The sequence below is a fragment of the Acidovorax sp. SRI_002 genome (genome assembly GCF_057586455.1).
In genome coordinates, this window is record NZ_JBYCZW010000007.1 from 44,691 (window position 1) to 68,264 (window position 23,574).

General features: G+C 66.8%; 22 protein-coding genes. 15 read left to right on the forward strand and 7 right to left on the reverse strand.

Annotated elements, in window-relative coordinates:
• Positions 1-91 precede the first annotated feature (91 nt).
• Positions 92-1,075 (reverse strand): PhnD/SsuA/transferrin family substrate-binding protein, encoded by a 984-nt coding sequence (locus tag AC2YJX_RS19505; protein WP_255577578.1) that lies wholly within the window; start codon positions 1,073-1,075, stop codon positions 92-94.
• Between the two features lie 221 nt (positions 1,076-1,296).
• On the opposite strand from AC2YJX_RS19505, the gene AC2YJX_RS19510 reads away from it, so the two are divergent.
• From AC2YJX_RS19510 to AC2YJX_RS19530, 5 genes are all read left to right on the forward strand, one after another.
• Complete coding sequence (locus AC2YJX_RS19510; protein WP_487257010.1) at positions 1,297-2,169, forward strand: hypothetical protein; 873 nt, start codon at positions 1,297-1,299, stop codon at positions 2,167-2,169.
• Positions 2,170-2,192: 23 nt separating this feature from the next.
• Complete coding sequence (locus AC2YJX_RS19515) at positions 2,193-2,663, forward strand: hypothetical protein (protein ID WP_121506749.1); 471 nt, start codon at positions 2,193-2,195, stop codon at positions 2,661-2,663.
• Positions 2,664-2,790: 127 nt separating this feature from the next.
• Positions 2,791-4,011, forward strand: a complete 1,221-nt coding sequence (locus AC2YJX_RS19520) for a hypothetical protein (RefSeq protein WP_218299506.1) — start codon at positions 2,791-2,793, stop codon at positions 4,009-4,011.
• Positions 3,996-6,200, forward strand: a complete 2,205-nt coding sequence (locus AC2YJX_RS19525; protein ID WP_487257011.1) for an ATP-binding protein — start codon at positions 3,996-3,998, stop codon at positions 6,198-6,200. Before AC2YJX_RS19520 ends, AC2YJX_RS19525 begins: the two co-directional genes overlap by 16 nt.
• 281 nt (positions 6,201-6,481) lie before the next feature.
• Positions 6,482-6,874, forward strand: a complete 393-nt coding sequence (locus AC2YJX_RS19530; protein WP_487257012.1) for a VOC family protein — start codon at positions 6,482-6,484, stop codon at positions 6,872-6,874.
• Positions 6,875-6,963: 89 nt separating this feature from the next.
• Here the strand turns inward: AC2YJX_RS19530 and AC2YJX_RS19535 are convergent, their stop codons facing one another.
• Positions 6,964-7,857 (reverse strand): LysR family transcriptional regulator, encoded by an 894-nt coding sequence (locus tag AC2YJX_RS19535; RefSeq protein WP_487257013.1) that lies wholly within the window; start codon positions 7,855-7,857, stop codon positions 6,964-6,966.
• Between the two features lie 106 nt (positions 7,858-7,963).
• Here AC2YJX_RS19535 and AC2YJX_RS19540 point away from each other — a divergent pair, with 106 nt between their 5' ends.
• From AC2YJX_RS19540 to AC2YJX_RS19550, 3 genes are all read left to right on the forward strand, one after another.
• On the forward strand, positions 7,964-9,328 hold the full coding sequence (locus tag AC2YJX_RS19540; RefSeq protein WP_487257014.1) for an acyclic terpene utilization AtuA family protein: 1,365 nt from the start codon (positions 7,964-7,966) through the stop codon (positions 9,326-9,328).
• Between the two features lie 176 nt (positions 9,329-9,504).
• Complete coding sequence (locus AC2YJX_RS19545) at positions 9,505-9,867, forward strand: AtuA-related protein (protein ID WP_487257015.1); 363 nt, start codon at positions 9,505-9,507, stop codon at positions 9,865-9,867.
• A 45-nt stretch (positions 9,868-9,912) separates the two neighbouring features.
• Entirely contained in the window at positions 9,913-10,905 is a 993-nt protein-coding gene (locus AC2YJX_RS19550; protein ID WP_487257016.1) for a Bug family tripartite tricarboxylate transporter substrate binding protein, read from the forward strand.
• A 191-nt stretch (positions 10,906-11,096) separates the two neighbouring features.
• Here AC2YJX_RS19550 and AC2YJX_RS19555 read toward each other — a convergent pair whose 3' ends face one another.
• The gene (locus tag AC2YJX_RS19555; RefSeq protein ID WP_487257017.1) at positions 11,097-11,990 is read right to left on the reverse strand and encodes a LysR family transcriptional regulator; all 894 of its coding nucleotides are present in this window, start codon (positions 11,988-11,990) and stop codon (positions 11,097-11,099) included.
• Positions 11,991-12,115: 125 nt separating this feature from the next.
• Between AC2YJX_RS19555 and AC2YJX_RS19560 the strand changes: the two genes are divergently transcribed.
• Genes AC2YJX_RS19560 through AC2YJX_RS19570 form a run of 3 tightly spaced genes read left to right on the forward strand, consistent with a single transcriptional unit; the run spans position 12,116 to position 13,962 of the window.
• Positions 12,116-12,982, forward strand: a complete 867-nt coding sequence (locus tag AC2YJX_RS19560) for an MBL fold metallo-hydrolase (RefSeq protein ID WP_487257018.1) — start codon at positions 12,116-12,118, stop codon at positions 12,980-12,982.
• 53 nt (positions 12,983-13,035) lie between these two features.
• Positions 13,036-13,314, forward strand: coding sequence for a hypothetical protein (locus AC2YJX_RS19565; protein WP_487257019.1), 279 nt, complete (start codon positions 13,036-13,038; stop codon positions 13,312-13,314).
• Between the two features lie 3 nt (positions 13,315-13,317).
• The gene (locus AC2YJX_RS19570) at positions 13,318-13,962 is read left to right on the forward strand and encodes a DsbA family protein (protein WP_487257020.1); all 645 of its coding nucleotides are present in this window, start codon (positions 13,318-13,320) and stop codon (positions 13,960-13,962) included.
• A 25-nt stretch (positions 13,963-13,987) separates the two neighbouring features.
• Here AC2YJX_RS19570 and AC2YJX_RS19575 read toward each other — a convergent pair whose 3' ends face one another.
• Positions 13,988-14,878, reverse strand: coding sequence for a LysR family transcriptional regulator (locus tag AC2YJX_RS19575; protein WP_228894824.1), 891 nt, complete (start codon positions 14,876-14,878; stop codon positions 13,988-13,990).
• 132 nt (positions 14,879-15,010) lie between these two features.
• Between AC2YJX_RS19575 and AC2YJX_RS19580 the strand changes: the two genes are divergently transcribed.
• The 4 genes from AC2YJX_RS19580 to AC2YJX_RS19595 all read left to right on the forward strand — a co-directional run bounded on the left by AC2YJX_RS19580 (position 15,011) and on the right by AC2YJX_RS19595 (position 20,815).
• Positions 15,011-16,009, forward strand: coding sequence for a DMT family transporter (locus tag AC2YJX_RS19580; protein ID WP_487257021.1), 999 nt, complete (start codon positions 15,011-15,013; stop codon positions 16,007-16,009).
• Between the two features lie 180 nt (positions 16,010-16,189).
• Positions 16,190-16,558, forward strand: a complete 369-nt coding sequence (locus AC2YJX_RS19585) for a hypothetical protein (protein WP_147433748.1) — start codon at positions 16,190-16,192, stop codon at positions 16,556-16,558.
• Positions 16,559-17,142: 584 nt separating this feature from the next.
• Positions 17,143-18,486, forward strand: coding sequence for a PQQ-dependent sugar dehydrogenase (locus AC2YJX_RS19590; RefSeq protein ID WP_487257022.1), 1,344 nt, complete (start codon positions 17,143-17,145; stop codon positions 18,484-18,486).
• Between the two features lie 160 nt (positions 18,487-18,646).
• On the forward strand, positions 18,647-20,815 hold the full coding sequence (locus AC2YJX_RS19595; RefSeq protein WP_487257023.1) for a TonB-dependent receptor family protein: 2,169 nt from the start codon (positions 18,647-18,649) through the stop codon (positions 20,813-20,815).
• Between the two features lie 74 nt (positions 20,816-20,889).
• Here the strand turns inward: AC2YJX_RS19595 and AC2YJX_RS19600 are convergent, their stop codons facing one another.
• The 3 genes from AC2YJX_RS19600 to AC2YJX_RS19610 all read right to left on the reverse strand — a co-directional run bounded on the left by AC2YJX_RS19600 (position 20,890) and on the right by AC2YJX_RS19610 (position 23,527).
• Positions 20,890-21,459, reverse strand: coding sequence for a P-loop nucleotide/nucleoside kinase family protein (locus AC2YJX_RS19600; protein ID WP_487257024.1), 570 nt, complete (start codon positions 21,457-21,459; stop codon positions 20,890-20,892).
• Between the two features lie 209 nt (positions 21,460-21,668).
• Entirely contained in the window at positions 21,669-22,655 is a 987-nt protein-coding gene (locus tag AC2YJX_RS19605; protein WP_487257025.1) for an alpha/beta hydrolase family protein, read from the reverse strand.
• Positions 22,652-23,527, reverse strand: a complete 876-nt coding sequence (locus tag AC2YJX_RS19610; RefSeq protein ID WP_487257026.1) for an AraC family transcriptional regulator — start codon at positions 23,525-23,527, stop codon at positions 22,652-22,654. The genes AC2YJX_RS19605 and AC2YJX_RS19610 overlap by 4 nt, the downstream gene beginning before the upstream one ends.
• Positions 23,528-23,574: the final 47 nt, after the last annotated feature.

The following is a 23,574-nucleotide window of genomic DNA, read 5'->3' on the forward strand; positions in this document are numbered from 1 at the left end:
GTTATGGCGGCAATCTGTTGCTGCACCATCTGAGCCCGCAAACCAGAGTCCGGCCTGCGGGGGCGGCGATAGACGCTTTTGACACCGGGACTTATTTGGCGGCAGCCTTGGCAGCCTGCGCCTTCTGCGTCTTGGTGTAGACCTCCATCACCGTCGCGAAGTCGCGCTCGAAATTGATGGGCAAAAAGGTGTCATTGCCTGGCAGCAGCTGGCGCAGCTTGGGCGAAAAGCTGTAGCTGTACGAGCACTTCTTCACGCGGGCCTGCAGCTCGGGCGATACGTCCTTGCCCAGCGTCCAGGTCTCGGTCATGAAGGGCGGGCTCTCCCACAGCGTGCGGATGCTGGAGCCCTTCACATCGCCCTTGACCACCATGCGTTGGTACAAATCGCTGGCCACGGCTGCGGCGGGGTAGAAGCCGTGCATCACCCCTGTGACCGAGCGCTCGTGGCCGTTGGAGAACACCACCTCGTAGTTCTGGTCCGGCACCAGCCCGATGGCCGGGAACAACGCGCGCGGCGCCAGGTTGCCGGAGTTGGAGGTGGGTGTGGAGTGGGCAATCTTCTTGCCCACCAGATCCTGCGGCTTGGTGAAAGGGCTGTCCACGCGCGAGATCAGGATCAGTGTGTAGGAATTGCGTTTGCCGCTGGCCTTGTTGCCGGGCACACCAAACGGGGCAGGCTGGCCAGCGCCCACCAATTGGGGCACCAGGCCGGGGTTGACCTGCGCCAGCTGTGCCTTGCCGCTGAGGAGGCTGTCGATCAGTTCCTTTTCGCCCAGCACATCGATGTTGGTGCTCTTCTCCAGCGATTCGCCTTGCAGGTTCTGCAGATCAATGTTGCCGCAGCGCGCCAGGTGGTTGAAGTAGTCCCCCCACAGCAGCATGGTTTCGCTTTTGGCATAGGTCTTGGGCATGGCCACCACCAGTTTCTCGCGTGGGCTGCCTGCAAAGCTCGTGGCGGCCGGGGTGGCTGCGGCGGCGCGGGCAGGCGCGGCCCGGTCGGTCTGCGCAGCTACCGGGCCCAGCATCAGCGCGGTGCCAGACAGCAGGGCAAAAAAGCGGGTATCGAATCGCATCGTTGTTTTCCCTCCAATTGTGGTGAAAGCGCGCTCCGCGCGCGGGTCGGCCAGTATGCATGAACGTTTTGTGACAATCAGCGCCTTGGCGACCCGGGCCGGTGGACGTTTTGTCAACCTCGCGCCGCCCCGGCATGGACAAGCCCGCAGGGGACATGCGCGGGCCTGGTCCACACAATTCCAATCCATCGCAATGCCTACCGCTGTGAACAGCGTTTCCCATGTCGCAAAACACCCTGACCTTGCAACTGTTTTTCGAAGACCCGATCAAGCTGAAGCTCGCACAGCTCACGTACCAATACCTGTGCTCAGACAACACGGAACAGGCCCAACGCTGGGCGGAGAAACTGGGGGCCTCCAGTCTGGAGTCCCTGTGGGATGCGCAATGGTTCAATGCGTCGGCATCTGCCGCTTCCACGCACCTTCTGCTCCAGTTCGACACGGGTACGAGCGACCCACCACCGCTGCGCCAGCTCGAAGCCCTGTTTGACCAGGGCCTGCGGGCTGCAGTGCTGGAGATCTTCTACGACCAGGTGGGGGAAACCGAGCGCATGCACTTCGACCGGGGCCAGTGGGTGTCGCGCAAGGCATTCATGGACGCCAACCCGCTGTGGCGCGCAGTGGTAGAGCCTGCGCTGCATGGTGGCGAAGGCCAGGGCAACGGCGGCGAGGAGGGTGGTGAGGCCGATGACCCCTATGCCTGCTCCAAAGACCCGGCCAAGCCCCTTGCCGTGGCCAAGCTGCGCCAGCAGGAGGAAAAGCGCATGCGCGAGGCCCGGGAGGCGGCCGAGGCCTTCGTGGAAATGGCGCAGGCCATGGGCAAGAGCGGCAAATCGCCCATGCAGGGCCTCATTGCCGTGCTGCTGCTGCGCGCCGGGCTCAAGGGGCTGGTGCATGCGGTGGCATTCACGGTCGTCACCGTGTTGCTGTTCAAAGGCTTCTGGCTGTGGATGGGCCTGGGGCTGGTTCTGGCCGTGGCGCTGCCGCTGTACTACATGGTCACTGAGCACAAGGAGCTGCGCGGGGACGACGGAGACGATGACGCCGACCAGCCTGGCGACGATGGCCCCGCCACGGTGATGGCACCCCAGTAAAAGAATCTCCGGAGAACAACAACATGCTGACGCAAATCGAATGGTGGGGTGGGGTGATCTTTGTGCTGGGGGCGCTGACCTACCGCATGGTCATGGGGGCCCTGGAGAGGCCGGCGGACGGTTTTCCCTGGTACCGGCTCATGATGCACGTGTTCTTTCTGGCCCCGGCCGCGCTGCTGGCGGGCTACTTCTATCCGCTCACGCAGCCCGCGCTGCAATACGGCTACCTGGCGCTGCTGGCCATCTCGCTGCTGGTGGTGGCCGTGATGCTGGTGCAGGAGATGACAGGCGATTCGGGCGAGGGCCAAGAAGAGGGGCGCAGCAAGGAGCCCTTGAAGGAGGGCGCGACAGCCAAGGCCGACGATACCGACGAGTACGAAGAGCCCGGCTGGCTGATGTCGGTGGTCGGCGCCATGGTGCTGTACAGCCCGGTACTCACGGCCTGTGGCCTCGCCAGCTACAAGGCCTGGCCCATGGTGCAGCGCCTGGCGTAGTGCATCCGCAGTGCGCAGTGGGATGGCGGTGGTCTGGCAAGGCTGACAATGCCTGCCCACCATCCCCATGTTTTTCGCTGCCCTTGGTTTTGGCTCGGTGTACCAGCCTTCGTTAGTCCACAACTCCATGTCCCCTGATTCCTTTGCCGATCTTCTGTCGGTCTACATGCGCCGCATCCGCGCCAGCGCCTCGGGTGTGGCCACCGAGATCGGCCTGAGCCGTGAGGCGGTGAACAACTGGCGCAACGGCATCTCGGTGCCCAACCCTCGCTCGCGCGACAAGCTGGTGGCCTGCACCCGCTACCTGCGCCTCACTGAAAGCGAGGCCAACCGCCTGCTCAGCGCAGCAGGGTTTGCGCCAGAATTTCCCCTGCAGGCCGAATCCACCGGTGCGCAGCCGTTTGCCGCGTTCCAGGACAAGGTGTTTGCGCAACTGGCCCAGGCGGTGCCATACCCCATCTCGCTGCTGCTGTCGCCCGCGCACTGGGGCCAGCCGCCGTTCCGGCACGAGCTGCTGCAGCGAGCCCGCGCGCAGTACGGCGAAGGCTCGGTGCTGCACATCCAGCCGCCCTACAGCGTGAGCACCGTGCCCGCCGAATACTTCGCCGCCATCGGCCGCCAATGTGGCCTGGGCGATGTGGCGTCGGACTACGAGTTTGAATCCGCGCTGGAGCGCCGCCTGATGGCGGGTGAGCGCATCTTCTGCCTGGTCAGCCGCTTTGAGCAGGGAACGCCCGCACTGCGCGAAACCCTGGCGGGCATCTTGCGCAGCCTGAGCGAGATGCACAGCGGCCGCCTGCACCTGCTGCTGTGCGGCGGGCAGGCGCTGGCCGACCTCAAATACCGCAGTGGCGATCTCTCCCTGCTCAACATTGCGCAGGTCCACCACTGGCCCGACCCGTCGCTGGACGACCTCACGCAACTGGCCCGCCACCGCTGGCCCGAGCACACCTGGACCGAGCCCGTGGTGGCCGACTTGCAGGCGCTCAGCGGCGGCCATCCCGCGTTGTTTGAAGAAGGGTTGCAGTGGCTGGTAGACCAAGGGGTGGGTGATGGTCATGCATCGTCTGCTGCGTTGCGCACCCACCTAACCAGCAGCCCGCGCCTGTGGCAAACCTTTTTGCCGCTGGCCCAGGCGCCCGCCACGCGCACGCGCTTGCAGCAGCTGCTGCAGGCCGACGATCTAGGCCGCGCGCGGCCCTATCTGCAGGACGACGAACTGCGCAGCCTGTTCTGGGGCAACCTCATCCACGTGCGCGGCACGGGCGATGCGGCGCGGCTGCACTGGCGCTGCGCCACCATCCGCGATGCAGGCTTGATGGTGCTGGACGCATGCTCGAACGCTTGAGCCCCTTTTTCTCCAGGGCCGTGGTGCGTGCCGTGGTCATTGCGGTGGTCACGCTGTTCGTGGCCAGCGCGCTGTTCACGCCGCAGCTCAACCCGGTCACGCGGGGCTCGTTCCTGGCGTCGGTCAATGTAGGCCCGGTGTGGGGCGAACTGGTGCAGTGGCGCGTCGCCATGATCGAGGCGCGCAACGAGCTGGATGGCTGGCCCAAGGACATCCACCAATACGCACCGCGCATTGCCAACCCGCAGCTGCGCGTCACCTCCCCGCGCCCCAACGTGCTGCAGGCCGACATTGCCCACAACCCCGAGCTGGGCAAGCTGGCGGGCACCCAGGTGGTGGTGGAGCTCAAACCCGGCACCCACACCTGGACGTGCCGCCCCGGCAACCCACCCATTCCACCGGGCTACCTGCCCATCAACTGCCTGGAAGGCAGCTCCGACGACTTCGAGCCCGTCAAACCCGCACCCGACGCAGACCCGTTCGGCTGGCTGCGCTCGCTCATCCTGTGGTGCGGCGTGATCTTTGCCGCAGGCGCCGTGGTATGGGTGGTGCGCCACCCCATGATCGGCGCCGGGCAGCTGCGGCCCGCGCGCCTGCGCCGCACCCCGCTGGCGCGGCTGCCTCAGATCGACCGGCTGCTGCGCTGGCTGCGGCGGCTGGAACCCACGCTGCTCGCTGCCGACATTCGCATGGTGGACTGGCGCCGCGCCGTGGCCTGCGCCCAGGCCACGGGCGGCGAGCGCGCCCCGGCATTGGCCCGCGCGCTGGCCGAGCGCGTGTCGGCACGCTGCCAGCCCAGCACCGACTGGGCGCTGCCCGGTGCGGTGTTTGAGTGGCTGTTCCCGCCCGACCTGCCCGTGTCGCTGGACCGCTGCCTGGTCTTTGTGCCCACGCCCGGCATCGACGAAGCCGCCGTGCTGCGCCAGCTGCGCGCCGTGCAGACCGGCAGCGACGTGCTGCTGATCCTGTGTGAGCACAGCGTGGATACCCCCTGGCCGCTGCTGCGCGCCCATGCCGACGACCGCGCCAATCTGCATGTGATGGTGGACAGCGCCAGCCAGACCGAATGGCTGATCGGCGGCGAGGCGCTGCAAGCGCTGCTGCGCCAACTGGCCGCGCAGCTGCGCATCACCCGCATCTCGCCGTACCAGACGCGCGGCGGCGTCACGCGCGAAGGCGCCTTCTTCGGCCGCGCCCAGCTGCTGGCGCGTGTCATCAACCGCGAGCCCGCCAACTACCTGGTGGTGGGTGGGCGCCAGCTCGGCAAAAGTAGCCTGCTCAAGGCCGTGCAGCGCCGCATGGCGGGCCATCCGCACACTGTGTGCCATTACGTCTCGCTGCGCGATCACCGCCTGGCGCCGCGCATGGCGCTGCAGTTTGGACTGCCGGCCGACACGCCGCTTGAAGCCATCGTGGATCATCTGCAGGCGCAGTACCAGGGCAAGCGCCTGGTGCTGCTGATCGACGAGGCCGACCTGTTCTTCCGCGATGAATCGGCCAACGGCTACGTGCAGCTGTCCACCCTGCGCGCGCTCAGCGAAGAGGGCCGCTGCTGGTTCATGCTGGCGGGCTTTTGGGATTTGTACGCCACGGCCGTGCTCGACTACCAAAGCCCACTGCGCAACTTTGGCGAGGTGCTGGCCATTGGCGGCCTGGAGCGCGCCGCTTGCCGCGAACTGGCCACCGAGCCACTGCGCAAGCTGCGCCTGGGCTTTGACAACGAAAAACTGGTGGATCGCCTCATCGATGCCAGCGGCCAGCGTGCCAACCTGGTGGCCATCCTGTGCCAGGAATGCCTGGAGGCGCTGTTGCCCGGCGAACGTGTCATCGAAGCCCGCCACCTCACCCAGGCCCTGGCCTCGCAAGCCGTGCAAGACGCCTTGGCCGGCTGGGGCCGCCTGAGCCACGACGAAGCCGCCTGCCGCCTCGACCGCATCGTGGTCTACCACACAGCCCAGGCCGGGCAGACCAGCCTGGTCACCCTGGCCCAACTGCTGCAAAGCCACGGCATCGCGGGCGACGCGCAGGCCCTGCGCCAGTCACTGGCACGCCTGCAGCTGGCCTATGTGCTGCGCAAACACGAAGGCGGCGAATACCGCTTTGCCATCCCACTGCTGCAGGACCAGTTCGAGCCGACTGAGGTGGAGTTGCTGCTGCACCAGGAGCTGGCGGTGCTGGGTCGCGGGTGAGCATGAAGCCTAGGAAGCCTCTGCACGAATCACCGCGCCGTGTGCATCTGCGGATCGGGCGGTCTGCGTCGCAAGCAAATATTCGCAATAGCTACGGCTATTGCTGCGCTTTGCGCCTGGCAGCCCATCCCTATGCGCAGCGCACCAGTGCCGCTCGATTCCTGCAGAGGCTCCTGGGGTAGTTTCCGCTGGCGGGTTGAACCCCAGCGGCAGCCCCTACACTGCGGCCATCTGATCCCCCCAGGCCGCGAGGGCTTGGACTTCTACAGGAGGTTTGGACAATGCCCATCCAGCTCGATCACCTGATGGTGCCCGCCCGCGACAAGCTGGCCGCCGCCCGGCTGCTGGCCGAACTGCTCGGCGTGCCCTGGTCCAAAACCGGCGTGGGGCCGTTTTCCCCTGTGTTCGTGAACGATGGTTTCACCATCGACTTCGACGAATGGCCCGAGCCCCTTCCGCGCATCCACTACTGCTTTCGCGTGAGCGATGCGGAGTTCAACGCCATCCTCGCGCGCATCCAGGCGGCGGGCATCCCGTACCGCAGCGCGGTGCACGGCCCCGTGGACAGCCAAGTGGACACAGCCCACGGTGGCCGCATCGTGTACTGGAACGAGCCCGATGGGCACCAGTGGGAGATGCTGACCGTGAGCTATGCGCGCGCAGCCGCCACCTAGACGGCTGGATTTCAAGCAAATTTGGCCGCCAGCGCTTGTTGCATAAGCGCTGATAGCTATCAAATTTTTAATTTTTTGCCGCCTGTGAATCATGGCCGCTGCGCCATCACCTGCGCATACAGCGCCTGCGCCGCCACAGACAGGCTCTCGTCCCGCCGCCGCACCAGATAGATCTGCCGCGTCAGCCCCGGCAGCGACAACGGCCGCGTGACCAGCCCCGGCTGGTCAAAGTGGAACAGCGTGAGCGCGGGCACCACGCTGATGCCGAGCCCCGCGCGCACCATGCCCATCACGGTGGCGAGCTGCTCCACCTCCATCAGCGTGTGCATGGCCTGCGGGTGCAGGGCGGCCTCAAGGTACTGGCGCACGCTGCTGGTGCGCGCGAGGTGGATGAAGGGCCAGGCGGCGAGGTCCTGCGCGGTGATGGCCTTGCGACGGCGGGCCAGCGGGTGGTCGGCCGGGCACACCAGGTAGAAGTTGTCGCTGCAGAACGGCTCGGCCTGCAACGCGGGCGTGTCGGCGCGGATGGCGGCCAGCGCAAAGTCGGCATGGCCGCTGGCCACGCGGTCGATGCAGGGCTCGGACAGCACATCGGCAATGTCGATCTCGATGCCTGGGTGCGCCGTGCGGTACTGCGCCAGCACACCGGGCAGCCAGCCCGCCGCCAGTGACGGCAGCAGCGCCACGGCCACACGCCCGCGCTGCAGCGTGGCGGCACTGCGCACGGCGGTCAGGGCGCTGGTGATTTCGGCGCGGATGCGGCGGGCCGACTCCAGAAAGTTCTGCCCCTCGGGCGTGAGGTCCACATGCCGCGTGCTGCGGTCGAACAGCCGCAGGCCCAGGTCGTCCTCCAGCGCGCGGATGAGGGCGCTGAACGCGGGCTGCGACAAATGGCACAACGTGGCGGCGCGCGTGAAGCTGCGCTGCTCGGCCAGCGCGAGGAAGGCGTCGAGCTGGCGGCTGGAGAGGTGGGGGGCGCTCATGCGGGGTGGGTGTGATTCATCTGTTTTTCAGATGGATTCATAGTAACAATCGATTTCACAGAATACAGCCATGTTCCTACAGTCACGCTCAGGAGACAACGGATTCATGCCGAACGACCAAAAAACCAACCTGCTCGTGGGCTGCGCCGCCGGCTTCTCGGGCGACCGCACTGACGCGGCCCTGCCCGTGGTGCAGGCGCTCATCGCCAGCGGCCAGCCTGCGGTGCTCATCTTCGAGACCCTGGCCGAGCGCACGCTGGCGCTGGCCCAGCTCGCGCGCCGCACTGACCCCGATGCAGGTTACGAACCCCTGCTGGTGGACCTGCTGCGCCCCGTGCTGGCGCAGTGCCTGGCGCACGGCGTGCGCATCGTCAGCAACTTTGGCGCGGCCAACCCGCACGGTGCCGCGCGCCGCATCCACGCGCTGGCGGCCGAGCTGGGCCTGGCCCGCCCGCGCATTGCCGTGCTGCAGGGCGACGACCTGAGCGGCCCCGAACACCGCGCGCTGCTGCAGGGTGCACTGGGCAGCACGATGCCCACCGAGCCCATCGTCAGCGCCAACGCCTACATCGGCGCGCAGGCCATTGCCGACGCGCTGCGCGCGGGCGCGGACATCGTGGTCTGCGGCCGCGTGGCCGACCCTTCGCTGGTGCTGGGCCCTGCGCTGGCGCACTACGGCTGGGCGCTGGACGACTGGGACAGGCTGGCCCGCGCCACCATGGCCGGGCATCTGCTGGAATGCGGCGCACAGGTGTCGGGCGGCTACTTTGCCGACCCTGGCTACAAGGATGTGGCGGGCCTGGCGCAACTGGGCTACCCCATCGCCGAGATCGACGCCGACGGCCACTGCACCATCACCAAACCCCCGGGCACGGGCGGCTGCATCACCGAACGCACGGTGAAAGAACAACTGCTGTACGAGCTGCACGACCCGGCGGCGTACCTCACGCCCGATGTGGTGGCCGACATCACCACCGCCCGCGTGACCACGGTGGGCGCCGACGCTGTGCGGCTGGAGGGCGTGCAGGGCCACGCGCGGCCCGACACGCTCAAGGTCAACGTGTGCTTTGAATCGGGCTGGTTTGCCGAGGGCGAAATCTCCTACGCCGGCCCGCGCGCCGAGGCCCGTGCCCGGCTGGCGGGCGAGGTGCTGCGCGAGCGCTTGCACGGCCTGGGCCCACTGCGCATTGACCTGATTGGCGTGACCAGCATCTTTGGCGACGACACCAGCCGCTGGCTGGATGCGCCCGCTAGCGACAGCCGTGACACCCGCGATGTGCGCCTGCGCGTGGCCCTGCAGCACCGCGACCATGCCATCGCCCAGCGCCTGGTGCGCGAGGTGACCGCGCTCTACACCTGCGGCCCCGCAGGCGGTGGCGGCGTGCGCACCGCCATGCGGCCCCGCCTGGGCACGGTGTCGTGCCTGGTGCCGCGCGATGCCGTGGCCGTGCGGTTTGAGATGGTGGGCTAAGAAGCTGTGAACGAATCCCTCATGCCCGCTCGTGCCGCAAAAACGCACGCCCTCGGCGTTGCAAATGCTCGCCATAGCCCGAGCTATGGCTGTGCTTTGGGCCTTGATGGCGCACGTTTGTGCGGCCCGCTCGGCCACGCCGGATTCATTCTCAGCTTCTGAGGAGTACACACACCATGACAACCACCATCACCGTTCCGCTTTATCGAGTTGCTCACAGCCGCACCGGCGACAAAGGCAACCGCTCCAACATCAGCGTCATCGCCTGGCACCCCGCGCTGTGGGATGTGCTGGTCGATCAGGTCACCGAGGCCGCCGTGGCACGCCAGTTCGCGCAGCGCCGCCCGCGCCAGGTCACGCGCTACCTGCTGCCGCAACTGCATGCCATGAACATCGTGCTGGACGACGTGCTCGACGGCGGCGTGAACGACTCGCTCAACCTCGACAGCCACGGCAAGGCACTGAGCTATCTGCTGCTCGATATGCCCGTCACCGTGCCCGCGCACCTGGCGCAGCACTTTGGCGGTCCCACGGCCTAGACCTCCCGTTTCGCTTTTTCATCCATACCAACACCAGGAGACAACATGACCCATTCATCCCCCCGCCGCGCTCTGCTCGCCACTGCTGCCGTACTGGCGTTGGGCACACTGCACGCACCTGCTGCGCTGGCCCAGGCGGCCGGTGCCTACCCCGCCAAGGCCATCACCTTCGTTGTGCCCTTTGCCGCAGGCAGCGCCACCGACCAGCTGGCGCGCGCGCTGGGCCAGTCCATCACCAACGACACCAAGCAGCCTGTGGTCATCGACAACAAGGCGGGCGCCAGCGGCATGATCGCCGCGTCGGCCGTGGCCAAGTCGGCGGCCGATGGGTACAGCGTGCTCATCACCACCAACACCACCCACGCCGCCAACGAGCACCTGTACAAAAAGCTCTCGTACGACCCGGTGAAGGACTTTGCGCCCGTCACCGGTCTGGGCAAGGGCGGCCAGGTGCTGGTGGTCAACGCCAGCGCGCCCTACAAGAACGTGGGTGAGCTGCTGGCCTTCGCCAAGAAGAACCCCGGCAAGCTCAGCTTCGGCAGCGGCAGCTCATCGAGCCGCATGGCGGGCGAAATGCTCAAGCAGCTGGCGGCTGTGGACATCCTGCACGTGCCCTACAAGAGTAACCCGCTGGCCATCACCGACCTGCTGGGCGGGCAGATCGACCTGATGATCACCGACACCTCCACCGGCGTGCCCCAGGTCAAGGCGGGCAAGCTGCGCGCGCTGGGCTACTCCACCCAAAAGCGCAGCGCGCAATTGCCCGATGTGCCCACGCTGGACGAAGCGGGCGTGAAGGGCTACGACATGGGTTACTGGTTTGCGGCCTACGTGCCCGCAGGCACGCCCGCGCCGGTGGTGGCGCGCCTCAACGAGCTGCTGACCGCCGCCATCAAGAGCGCAGCGGCCAAGAGCTTCTTCGAGAACGCGGGCTCGGAAGCCTGGACCACCACGCCCGATGAACTCGCCAAGTTCCAGGTCGCCGAAACCCAGAAGTGGGGAAAGGTGATCAAGGCAGCAGGTATCGAGGCCGAGTAAGCCGCAAGCTCGGTAGCGGCGGGTGGCAACACGCGCTGCGCCGGGCTTCACTCCCTCTCTCACCAGGGGAGAGGGAGTGTCAGCGCGCTTTCAAAGGGTTGTGAAAATCAAGCCAAATGGGCCTCTACCGCCTGATGGAAAAGCGCTAGCAGCTATCAAATTTGAAGTAATTAAGCCGAGGCGACCATCCCTCACCACGGCACCCCGGCAAACCGTTCCACCAAAAAATCCAGCAGCGCCCGCACCGCAGGCGACAAGTGCCGGCGCGACGGGTACAGCGCATAGATCGTCATCACCGGCAAGTCCCAGCCCGGCAACACGGCTTGCAGCTCGCCGCTGTGCAGGTAGGGGTTGACCAGATACGTCGGCTGCATCGCAATGCCGCCGCCCGCCAGCGCGGCGCGCATCAGCGTGGTGGCCTCGTTGGCGCTGAAATGGCCGCTCACGCCCACGCGTTCCACCACATCGCCCTGCGTCAGCTGCCACACGCTTTTGCCAAAGTTGGCATAGCTCAGGCACCGGTGCTGCGCCAGGTCGGCAGGCTGCTGTGGCACGCCGTGCGCGGCCAGGTAGGCGGGTGAGGCCGCCAGCACCGAATCACACCGCGCCAGTGGCCTGCCGATGAGCAGCGGGTCGGGCTCGGCGCTGATGCGGATGGCCAGGTCGATGCGCTTTTCCACCAGGTTCAGCGATCCCTCGCTCGCGTCCAGGTCGATCTTGAGCTGCGGGTGTTGCGCCAGAAAGTCCGCAATCGCCGCACCCATCTGCGCAAACGCGAACGACACGCTGCAGGTCAGCCGCAGTTGCCCGCGCAATGCGCCCTCTGTGGTGGTGGCAGTTTCTTCTTCCAGGTCTTGCGACAGCGCCAGCATCTGCTGGCAGCGGCGCAGCGCGTGCTCGCCCGCGTCGGTCAGCGTCACGCTGCGGGTGGTGCGCTGCAGCAGCCGCGCCTGCAGCCACTGCTCCATCTCGCCCACGTAGCGCGTGACCATGGCACGTGACATCTCCAGTTTGTCGGCCGTGGCGCTGAAGCTACCGCTGGTGGCGACTTCGGCAAACACATGCATGGCGGTCAGGCGGTCCATAAGGGGTTATTTGATCGATTGGAGAAACAAATATGTGCGAATTGTCCGGTTTATTGGATCGATTGGCGCAAATAAACTTCATTCTGTCATCAACGCCAACCTCTCAAAACCCTGGAGAACCCACCATGTTCCGCACCACTCTCATCGCCGCCACCCTGTCACTCGTTTTCGCGGGCGCCCAAGCAGCCCAGCCCCTGCAGGTCAAGGTCTACAACGCCGACGGCAACAGCTTCAACGTCAACTCCACGCTGGTCTATGGCGACAAAGAGGCCATGGTCATCGATGCGGGCTTTACCCGTGCCGATGCGCTGCGCATTGCCGCCAACGTGCTCGACACGGGCAAAGAGCTGAAGACCATCTACGTGAGCCAGGCCGACCCCGACTACTACTTTGGCGTCGAGACGCTGAAAGAAATCTTCCCCAAGGCCGACGTGGTGACCACGCCCGCCGTGCTGGAGAAGATCAACGCCAAGCTGGCTGGCAAGCTCGCCTTCTGGGGCCCCAAGATGGGTGCCAATGCACCGCGCACGCCCGTGCTGCCCAAGGCGATTGCTGGCAACACGCTGAGCGTGGACGGCCAGACCGTGGAGATCCGTGGCACCACCGGCCTGCTGGCGCACCGCCCGTATGCGTGGATTCCATCCATCAAGGCCGTGGTGGGCACCATCGGCGTGTTTGGCACCAACACCCATGTGTGGACGGCCGACACACAAACGGTGGCCGAGCGCAGCGCCTGGGTGGCCCAGCTCGACGAAATGGCCGCCCTGCAGCCCACCGTGGTGGTGCCCGGCCACATGCCCGCCGGTGGCGCGCTGGATGCCGCCAACATCAGCTACACCAAGGGCTACCTGCAAGCGTTTGAGAAGAACGCCGCCGCCACCAAGACCAGCGCCGAACTCATCGACGCGATGAAGAAGGCCTACCCCGCAGCGCCCATGGGCCTGTCGCTGGACATCGGTGCCAAGGTCAACAAGGGCGAGATGAAGTGGTGAGATGACGTACTGAAAGCTGTCAAAGCAAGTTGTTGAAAGCAAGGAACCAGATCGTGACCGCTACAACACACCCGCTCCAACAAGTCCTGCAGCACCTGCACGCCGGGCGCTGGAACGCGGCGCACGATCTGGTGCAGCACGATGGCTCCATGCTCGCAGCCTGGCTGCACGGCATCCTGCACCTGCAGGAAGGTGATTTGGAGGATGCCGAAAACTGGTACGACCGCGCAGCCCGCCACTTCCGCAGCCGGGGCACGCTGGCCGAAGAAATTGCGGCGTTTGAAGCCACGCTGACCGCGTCCGAAACCTCAGACCCTCAAGAAAGAACCTGACCCATGCCCAACGTCACCGTGACCTACTTGTTTGACCCCTTGTGCGGCTGGTGTTATGCCGCCGCGCCCGCGCTCAAGTTCCTGCAAGCGCAGGAGGGTGTCGAGGTGGTGCTGGCCCCCACCGGCCTGTTTGCAGGCGCAGGCGCGCGGCCCATGGACGCGCAGTTTGCCGCCTATGCCTGGTCCAACGACCGGCGCATCCAGCAGCTCACAGGCCAGCCCTTCACGCAGGCCTACCGCGATCAAATTCTGGGTGCTGCGTCCGGCCGCTTTGATTCAGGCCCTGCCACCCTCGCGCTGACTGCCGTGGCGCAGACCGCGCCTGCGCATGAACTGGAAGCCTTGCACGCGCTGCAGCACGCACGCTATGTGGAAGGCCGCGACACCGCAGAACCCGAGGTGCTGGCGGACCTGTTGCGGGCTTTGGGCCTAGTCGATGCCGCCGCATTGACGCTGGCACCCGACGCCGCACTGCACAGCGTGGCGGCCGAGCGCGTAGCCCGCGCCCAGGCCATGCTGCGTGCCGTGGGTGCCCGCGGCGTGCCGCAATTGGTGGTGAAGGGGCAGGGCGGTGCGCTGCGGTTGATCGGAGGCGATGCGCTGCTGGGGCCGCGCGAGAAACTGGTAGAGCACGTCCTGGCGGCCTGAGGCCCTGAACCCAAGGAGGCAGCGCTCAGGCCTTGGGCAGGAGTTCGCCCCGTCGGCCCAAGGTTCGCACCATTTGCTCATACATCGCATCCACGGCCGGTGAGCGCAGCGACACCTTGCTGCGCAGCACCGCCACGTTCATCGAAGCCAGCGGCGGCAGGTCAAACTCCGCCGGCAGGTTCTGCAAGATTTGCAAATGGGCCGGGGCGCTGCACCGCGTGAGCACCGCCACCGCCAAACCGCTCTCCACAGCAGCCAGCTGGCCCGCCAGGCTGGAGCTGTGGTACACGATGCGGTAGGTCCGCCGCCGCGTGCCCAGCGCGGCCAGGGTGGCCTGCCGGGCCATGCTGGCCGATTCATACACCGCAATCGGCAGCGGGTCGCGCCGCCAGGCCTCGAACTGGGCGGCCCCCACCCACACCAGCGGCTCGTCGAACAAGAAGCGCCCGCGTTGCGGCTTGTCTTGCGAGACCAGCGCCAGGTCCAGCTCGCCCTTCACCACACGCGGGATCAGCGACGTGGACTGCTCGCACGTCAGCTCAATCTCCACCCCCTGGTAGCGGTGCGAAAAGCTGCGCAGCACTGGCGTGAGGTAGGCCGACGCATAGTCGTCGGGCACCCCCAGCCGCACCCGGCCCGCCAGCTTGGGGCCAAACAATGCGGCATGTGCCTCAGCCTGCAAATCGAGCACGCGGCGCGCATACGACAGCAGCTCGGCCCCCGCTGGCGTCACCTCCAGGTGGCGCGGCCCGCGCAGCAGCACCGGGCGGCCCAGCGCGGCCTCCAGTTTCTTGATCTGCATGCTCACGGCCGACTGGGAGCGGTGCACCAGCGGCGCCGCGCCCGAGAGCGAGCCTGCATCCACCACGGCCACAAAGGCACGCAGCCAGTCGATCTGAAAGTCTGGGTAGTTCATGGGGGCCTTTATCGGTCGGACCAGTGACGACAGCGGTGGGGCTCTCGGTGGGTTGGTAAATTCGTTTATCGAATGGTAGCTGTTCGATTTATCCGTTTTACAGGATTCCTGTAAAGCGTGAGCATCGGCGGCATGAACCACTCCAAAGCCAGCACCGTCGCATCGCCATCCCTGGCCACCACACCGCTGCCCGTCAATGCCAATGCCATCACGCGCGAGCGCGACGGCCAGTGGCTGCTCATCGCCGGTGGCGTGCTGCTGGGCACCATCGGCGTGTTTGTGGAAGAGGCGGGCCAGCACCCGCTGGTCACGGTGTGGTTCCGCTGCGCATTCGGTGCACTGGCGCTGCTGGCCTGGTGCCTGGCCACGGGGCGGGGACAGCAACTTTTTCTGCACGGCCGTGCCCGCTGGGTGGCCTGCGCTACGGGCGTGCTCATGGTGCTCAACTGGGCGCTTTTTTTTGCAGCCATCCCACGCACATCGATTGCCGTGGCCACCGTGATCTTTCACATCCAGCCCATCTGGGTCATCGTTTTTGGCGCGTTGTTCTTGCGCGAGGCCGTGTCGCCCACGCAGTGGCTGGCCACACTGGCCGCGCTGGGCGGGCTGGTGCTGACCACGGGCTTGCTCGACGGCACCGCAGGTGTCGCAGCGGCCAGCAGCACCGGCGGCGGCAGCTATGTGGCTGGCGTACTGATGTGCCTGGGCGGCTCACTCTGCTATGCGGGCGTGACGCTGCTCGCCAACACGCAGAAAACCATCAGCCCCTTTGCCATGGCGCTGTGGCAGTGCCTGGTGGGTGCGGTGGCGCTGGCGTGGGCGCCCTTTGTGCTGGGCTGGCCGCAGCAGAGCGCCGCGTGGGGCTGGCTGCTGGGCCTGGGCGTGCTGCACACCGGCCTGGCGTATGTGGTGCTGTTTGCCGGCATGTCGCGCCTGGGGCTGGGGCGCATTGCGGTGCTGCAGTTTGTATATCCGCTCACGGCGGTGCTGGTGGACTGGGTGGTGTATGGCCGCACGCTCAGCCCCATCCAACTGGGCGGCGTGGGGCTGATGGCTGTGGCGCTGTGGACGATTCGGCGGCCCCGTTCGATGGGGGCGGGTACTCCGTGCTCCACCACCGCAAGCCGCTGATCAGGCCCGCCCCCACGCTCAATGTGTGAAATGCACCAAACGTTGGGAGTAGCTTCGCTGTAATTTCCTGTAATCGCCAAACCGCTTTGGTGGCGCCACCATGGGCTCACTTCATCAACACGTGATGAAGCCGAGGGCGCCGAAAATCGTCACAGAGTAGGCATGAAGGGGAACTTGGCAATGAAAAAATTCATGACTGCGGTCTGCGTGTTGCTGCTGTGCGGCACAGCCTTTGCGAGGCCGACCTATGTATTCCAGCCTCAGTGGAATCAACCCAACAACAACGATGTGAACAACGGCGCCACCGGGCAGCCCTACACCCAGACTCAGATTGAGGCGTTCCTCAACAATGCGAAGGACCGCCGTTCCAGCGCACCCCTGGCCAGCCAGATTCTGGACTCGTGTGGTGTGGTCGAGGTCGAAAAAGGCTGCCATCAGGCCACGGATCCGCACATCACTATTTGGGTGGATAACCGGGTCAAATCCAACCAGGTCAAAGCGTGCCAGAAGCTCAACCCAGGCACTGCCGTGCACGCGAACGGCTGTTGACGGCACCACAACTTACCCCCGCCGGGAACGTCGTGCTGGATGGGGGTAGATGGCGCAAATCCGTTCGGGCTGCGCCTGTCAATGGCCCACCAGGTGATTGGGCAGGCTCAGCGTGAACGGCCCGTTGTGCTCGCAGGCCGTAGAGGAACGCCTCCGCAGAAATTATGCCGAAAAAGGTATCCAGCGCTTGATGGATAAGCGCTTCAAGCTATCAAATCAGTAGTATTCGGGTGGTGTGCACTACAGCGATTCCGTCAGTTGCACCACCACCGACCGATGATCCGAACCCAAGTCCGGCCCGAGGTCAAAACGCACCTCCCGCCAGCCCGTTCAAGCGAGCACAGGGTCCGGCGGCAGCACCGACAACCTTCCACAGGCGCTGGGCCAGTTGGCCACCATGCCCTTGGCGCGGCGCAGGAGGGCATCCAAGGCTACCAAGACAAAAATCGACGCGGCATTGTGTGTGCCCGCTGCCTCTATGTGGGTGCACGGTGCGCACGCCGCCGTCACACGCCGCCATCACATGCGGAACTGACGGCACTGGCCTACAGCTGCCCGCAAATCGGGCCGCCCATACTGCGTTGATGAAAACGCACCTCTGCTCCCACCGCTTCACCCAGGGGCCGCTGGCGTTGGCCCTGGCTGGGTCCATGGCTCTGGCCCTGGCCCAGCCGGCCACCCCTGGCCCCGGCCTGGGTCCGAACCCGCAATTGCCCGCACCGGAAAAGAGTGGCCTGGTGCCCACCTTCAACATCGCACCTGCACAGGGTTGGCCGCAGGGCACCCAGCCGCAGGCCCCTGCGGGGTTCAAGGTCACGGCGCTGGCGCGTGGGCTGGACCATCCCCGCTGGGTCTACACCCTGCCCAATGGCGACGTGCTGGTGGCGGAAAGCAACAAGCCACCGCCTGCAGAGGGCGCCAAAAACGTGCACTCCGACGGCCTGCGTGGCCTGGCCATGGGCCTGGTGATGAAACGCGCTGGTGCTGGCACGCCCAGCGCCAACCGCATCACGCTGCTGCGCGATACGGACGGTGACGGCGTGGCGGATGTGCGCACCGCCTTTATGCAAAACCTGCTCTCGCCCTTTGGCATGGCGTTGGTGGGCACCCAGCTCTTCATTGCCACGGCCGACGGTGTGGTGAAGGTGCCTTACGAAGCCGGGCAGACCTCGGTCAACACGGCACCCGTCAGGGTCACCGATCTGCCCGCCGGGGCCAACCACCACTGGACCAAGAACATCATCGCCAGCCCCGATGGCCGCAAGCTGTATGCCACCGTGGGCTCCAACAGCAATGTGGGTGACAACGGCATGGCGGCGGAAGAGGGCCGCGCCGCCATTTGGGAGGTGGATGTAGAGACTGGCAGCAAGCGGCTGTTTGCCACCGGCCTGCGCAACCCCAACGGCCTGGGCTGGGAGCCGCAGAGCAAGGTGCTCTGGACGGTGGTGAACGAACGCGACGAGCTGGGCAACGAACTGGTGCCCGACTACCTCACCTCGGTGAAGGACGGCGCCTTTTACGGCTGGCCGTGGAGCTACTGGGGCCAGCATGTCGACACCCGTGTCAACCCGCCCAACCCCGACATGGTGGCCAAGGCCATCGCCCCCGACTTTGGCCTGGGCTCACACGTTGCGCCGCTGGGCCTGGCGTTCTCCGACGCCCGCATGCCCGGCGCCTACGCCAGCGGCGCGTTCATCGGCCAGCACGGCTCGTGGAACCGCAAGGAGCTGACGGGCTATAACGTGGTGTTCGTGCCTTTTGCCGACGGGCGCCCCTCGGGGCCTCCCCAGGCGTTTCTGACGGGATTTTTGAGCAAGGACGGCGATGCCTATGGCCGCCCCGTGGGCGTGGCGCTGGACGGCAAGGGAGCGTTGCTGGTGGCCGACGACGTGGGCAACGTGGTCTGGCGCGTGGTGCGGTCCGAATGACGTCTGCGTAGGTGCTCGGCCCTTCGTTGCGGTGGGTTGGCAAGACCGCCACGGGGCCAGAGCAGACTATCCTGCGGCTTGCGGGGCTTGGCCCCTGTGCCCGCCACGCGACGCTTCGTAAAACCCCGTTCAGAAATTCCGCAACCAGGAATCGGCACCCATGTCTTTTGCAGCCACCCATTGGCCCCACGCCGCCCCAGTTAACCGGGTTGCCCGCATCCTGGCCGGTTGCGCGTGTGTGGTGGCGCACGCCCATGTCCATGCGCAAGATAGCCCGGCCGATCCCGCCCAATCACTGCCCACCACGCCCCCCACACTTGAAACCCAGCAGGTCACCGGCAGCGCGCAGGCGCAGCGCCAGTTTGACAGTGCAGCCAGCCACAGCGGCGTGGCCGTGGATGCCTTCACGGCCCCCACGCCATTGGTGAATCTGTCAGAGCTGTTGGCCGGGCAGGCTGGCGTGGTGGCCACAGACCGGGGCAACTACGCGCAGGATCTGCAGATCGCCGTGCGTGGCTTTGGCTCCCGCGCCACCTTTGGTGTGCGGGGCGTGCGCATTCTGGTGGATGGCATCCCCGCCACCATGCCTGACGGCCAGGGCCAGGCGGCCACCGCACACCTGCCGTCGGCCAGCCAGGTCGAAGTGCTGCGCGGCCCGCTCGCGCAGCTGTATGGCAACGCAGCGGGGGGCGTGGTGCAGGTCACCACCCGCGCGCCCCGGCCCGGCGGTGGCGCCCAGGCGGGGTTGGCGGTGGGCTCGTTCGGCCAGCGGCTGGTGGATGCATCCTTGGACTTTGGCGACCAGCGCCTGGGCGGGCTGCTGGGGGTGTCGCACTTCGAAACCGAGGGCTGGCGCGGCCACAGCGCCGCGCGGCGCACGCACCTCAACGCCAAGCTGCAGGCACAGCCCGACAGCCGCACGCGCATCACGGCCCTGGTCAACCTGTACGACCAGCCCATGGCGCAAGACCCACTGGGCCTCACGCGCGCGCAGTTCGATGGCGACCCGCGCCAGGCCAGCGCCCTGGCCACCACCTTCAACACCCGCAAGTCGGTGGGCCAGAACCAGCTGGGCCTGGTGCTGGAGCGCCAGCTCAGTGACACCGACAGCGTGCGGCTGCGCGCCTATGGCGGTGGGCGCCAGCTCACGCAGTACCTGTCGTTCAGCGGTGCGGCGGCCAACAGCGCAGGCGGGGTGGTGGACCTGGACCGCAGCTACCACGGCGCGGCCGCCACCTGGACGCGGGCCGTGCGTCTGCCCTCGGGCCTGCCCCTGACCTGGACGGTGGGGGCAGAGGCGAATCGCCTGTCCGAACACCGCCAAGGGTTCGTGAACAACGCGGGCACCAGCGGTGCGCTGCGGCGCGACGAACAAGACAGTGCCGCCAACACCGATGTGTATGCCCAGGTAGACGCCTGGCTCTCCCCCCGCTGGCGCGCCATCGCCGGGCTGCGCGCCAGCCAGGTGCGCGTGCAGGTGGATGACCGCTACATCACCCCCGCCAACCCCGACGACAGTGGCGCGCGCAACTGGCGCCACACCAGCCCCGCGTTGGGTCTGGTGTGGGCTGCCACCGACCAGCTCAACCTGTACGCCAACGCAGGCCAGGGCTTTGAAACCCCCACGCTGGCCGAGATGGCCTACAGCACCGGCAACACCGGCCCCAATTTCGGCCTGGCTGCCGCCCGCAGCCGCCAGTGGGAGGTGGGCGCCAAATGGCAGGGCGCCCACCAGCAGCTGGAGCTGGCATGGTTCGACACCCGCAGCCAGGGCGAGATCGTGCCCGTGGCCACGGTCAACGGCCGCTCGGTGTTCCAGAACGTGGACAACGTGCGGCGCCGGGGGCTTGAAGTGGGTTGGCGTGCACAGTGGGGCACCTGGGCCCCGCGCGCCAGCTACACCTACCTGGATGCCCACTTTGGCAGCGCCTACGCCGGGGCAGGGGGCGCCAACGTCGCCGCAGGCAACCAGTTGCCGGGCACGGCGCGGCACGCTGCGCAGCTTGCCATCGACTACGCACCCACCGCGCGCTGGCAACTAGGGGCTGCAGCCAATGTGTCAGGGCCGGTGTTTGCCAACGATGTCAACAGCGAGCGGGCCGCAGGCTTTGCCGTGCTGGGCCTGCACGCGGCCTACGGCTGGGGCGGCCAACAAGCAGGTCCAGGTGCAGGTGCAGGCACGACGCGCTGGCAGCTCTGGGCCCGGCTCGACAACGTGTTCAACCGCCACCACGCGGCCACCCTCATCGTGAACGACGCCAACGGTCGCTACTTCGAGCCCGCCGCGGGCAGGCGCCTCATGGTGGGGCTGCGCGCGCAGTTCATGTAGTCGAGGTGGTCTGGCCCCGGGGCACTTCCATCGCCACGGAAGGGCCTGCGTGCAAGCACAGCTGCAACCACGGCCTACCGCTCCGCCAACGGCACAAACACCACGGTGCGTTCCGCGCACTCCACATCGCCGGGCGGTTGCCACAGGTCGCTGGCCAGCTCAAAGATGTGCGGCGGCACCACCATCGAAAACGTCGCTCCCTGTTCGGCATTGCGCCGCAACACACGCTCGCGGCGCACCTCGCGCGGAGCATCGAGCACATACACCACCATGGCGTCGGCCCACGGCCCCATGCGGGCATAAAAGGCGTCGCGCTGGTGGGTCTGGATCAGTCCCACCTCCAGCACCACATCGTGGCCCGCATCCAGCACGGCTTCGGCGGTCTTCCAGATTTGCGCCAGGCAGCGCAGCGTGCGCGGCACATACCAGGCCATCACATCGGCCATGTCAGCCGTGTCGGGCCGGTCAGGCGAGAACAGCGTGGCCATCCAGTCGTCCAGGTTCAGCGGCACGGCGCGGTGCTGCTGCACCAGGTGGCGCACAAAGGTGGACTTGCCCGCTCCCACCGGGCCGATGACCAGGTGGATGCGTGGGGCGGTGCCTGCAACGGCTGCGGGGGTGGTGTGGGTCGAAGCGGTTTGCATGAGATAAGGGCTCCAGAAATGCAAAAAGCCCTCTCTGCAAGCAGGGAGAGCTTTCCATAGGGCGGACGAAAAAAAGCCCTCAACGGTGGTGGAGGGCTTTGCGGTTCGCTCCAACCCCAAAGGTCAGAAGCGAGGTTGGCAGTGTAGGTGGCCGGCGCTGGCTGCGTCAACCCACGGGCCGCGTGGGGACGACGAATTCCAGCCTGCCCTCAGGGTGCTCTGGCTGCCACGATGTGCCGCTGAAAGAACGCCAGCACCTGGGCATTAAAAATCTGGTGAAAAGCCACCCGGTCAAACCCCGCTGCATCGCGGCAGATTGCTGGCATCGCTTCCATCAGTGCTGGCGGGCAGGGCGCCAGAAAGGCGAAGTGCCCCGCGTTGGCTGCCACGTGCCAGTCCGGCGCGCTGGGCAGGCCCTGGCGCACCGTCTCCACACTCTGGGGCGTCACGCCATCGCCACCCAACGCCGAGGCCCACAGCTGGACCGGGATGCCGACCTGCCCCAGCCCCTTGGCATCAAACACGCTCAAGGGGTCGACGATGACGGCCGCCCGAATGCGTGCGTCCCGCGCGGGCGGGGCGGGCAGTTCTTTGCGACGGATCTCGCCGCACAGGGGCCGCGACGACTCGGGCGGGCACAGGTCCTGCCGCAACGTCCAGTCCGGCACGGCACCGATGGTGACAAGGCCCGTGTAGCCGCCGCGCGAAAAGCCGAACAGGCCGACCTTGCTGGCGTCCAGCTGGGCATGGCGGTGCCACGCGCCCAGCATGTAGTCCGTCAGCCGCTTCATGTCCACGGGCCGCGTTGCAAAGGCCGACAGGTGGCCCTGGCGGCTCAGGTCCTGAAAGTTGTCGCCCGGGTGGCTGATGGCGGCCACCACATAGCCCGCATCGGCCAGCGTGGCCGCCGTGTCGTGGTGCCCCAAGGCCGAGCCGCCCGTGCCGTGCGACATGACGATCAATGGCATGCCTTGGCCGGTGAGGGGGCAGTCCCGCGTGCCCTGCAGCACCAGGGGCGCCAGCTCGATGCGGCCCGGCGGCGCGCTGCAGGGCGACCACACAGCGCCGCGCAGCGCGGGCCCGTCCTTGTCTGCGGGCACCTCGATAAAGGCAAAGCCCGCAGCGTGGGCCAGGGTGGTGGCGCCGCAGAGCGCTGCGGGCAAAAGGGAACGAAAGAGCCAGTGAAAACGGGTCATAGGGATGGGGTGGGGCGGATGGGAATCAGCAGATCGGTGCGCAGGTCCGCCTGCGCGGCGTTGCGGGGGGAGTTGAGGTAGTGCTCCAGCGTGGGGCGGTCGTCCGGTTCGTAGCCGCTGGCCGGGAGCCAGCGTGTGTGGATGGCCGCCAGTGCCGCGTTGATGCGCGTGTAGGGGCCTGTCAGCGTGTGGCGTGCATACAGGCCTGCCGGGATGTCCAGCCGTTCCAGTCCGCCATCTGCCGCCGGGAGCGGCTCTGGCAGCACCACCGCCGCGTAGTAGCGAAAATCGCCGCCCGTGTCCTGCGGGTCTCCGCACGATGCGCCCAGCCGGTGGGTTGCACGCTGGCCGCACTGCAGGTACAGCCGCCGCTGCGTGTGGGGGATGGTGGATGGCGGCCCCTGGTGGCGCAACGCATGCAGGCGTTGCGCCGGGCGCTCAACGATCTGCACGGCCAGCGTTTGCTCGGCCTTTGCATGCGCGTTTGCATGCGCGTTTGCGGCGCCTGGATCAAGGATGAGGCGGTGCATGTCCCGCTGGAACGCCCGCGGCGACTGCCCGGTGAACTGGCTGAACGCACGGGTGAAGGCCTGCGGGCTGTCGTAGCCCACCTCCAGCGCCACCTGCGTGATGCTCTGCCCGCCTTGCTCTAGCAGCCGCGTGGCCAAGGCTAAGCGCACGCGGCGCACCGTGGCGGCCACGGTTTCGCCCGCAATGCTGCTGTAGACGCGGTGGAAGTGGAAAGGGGAGAAGTGGGCAATGGCGGCCAGGTCCTCCAGCCGATGCGCTGCCAGCGGGTGCGCCACGATGTGGGCGACCACGCGGGCCACGCGGTCGCGGTAGTGCTGATCGGCGCTCTGGTCCAGGCTCATGGCCGCAGAGTGTGCCGCAGCTTGCGCCCCGGTACTTAGCCGATCTT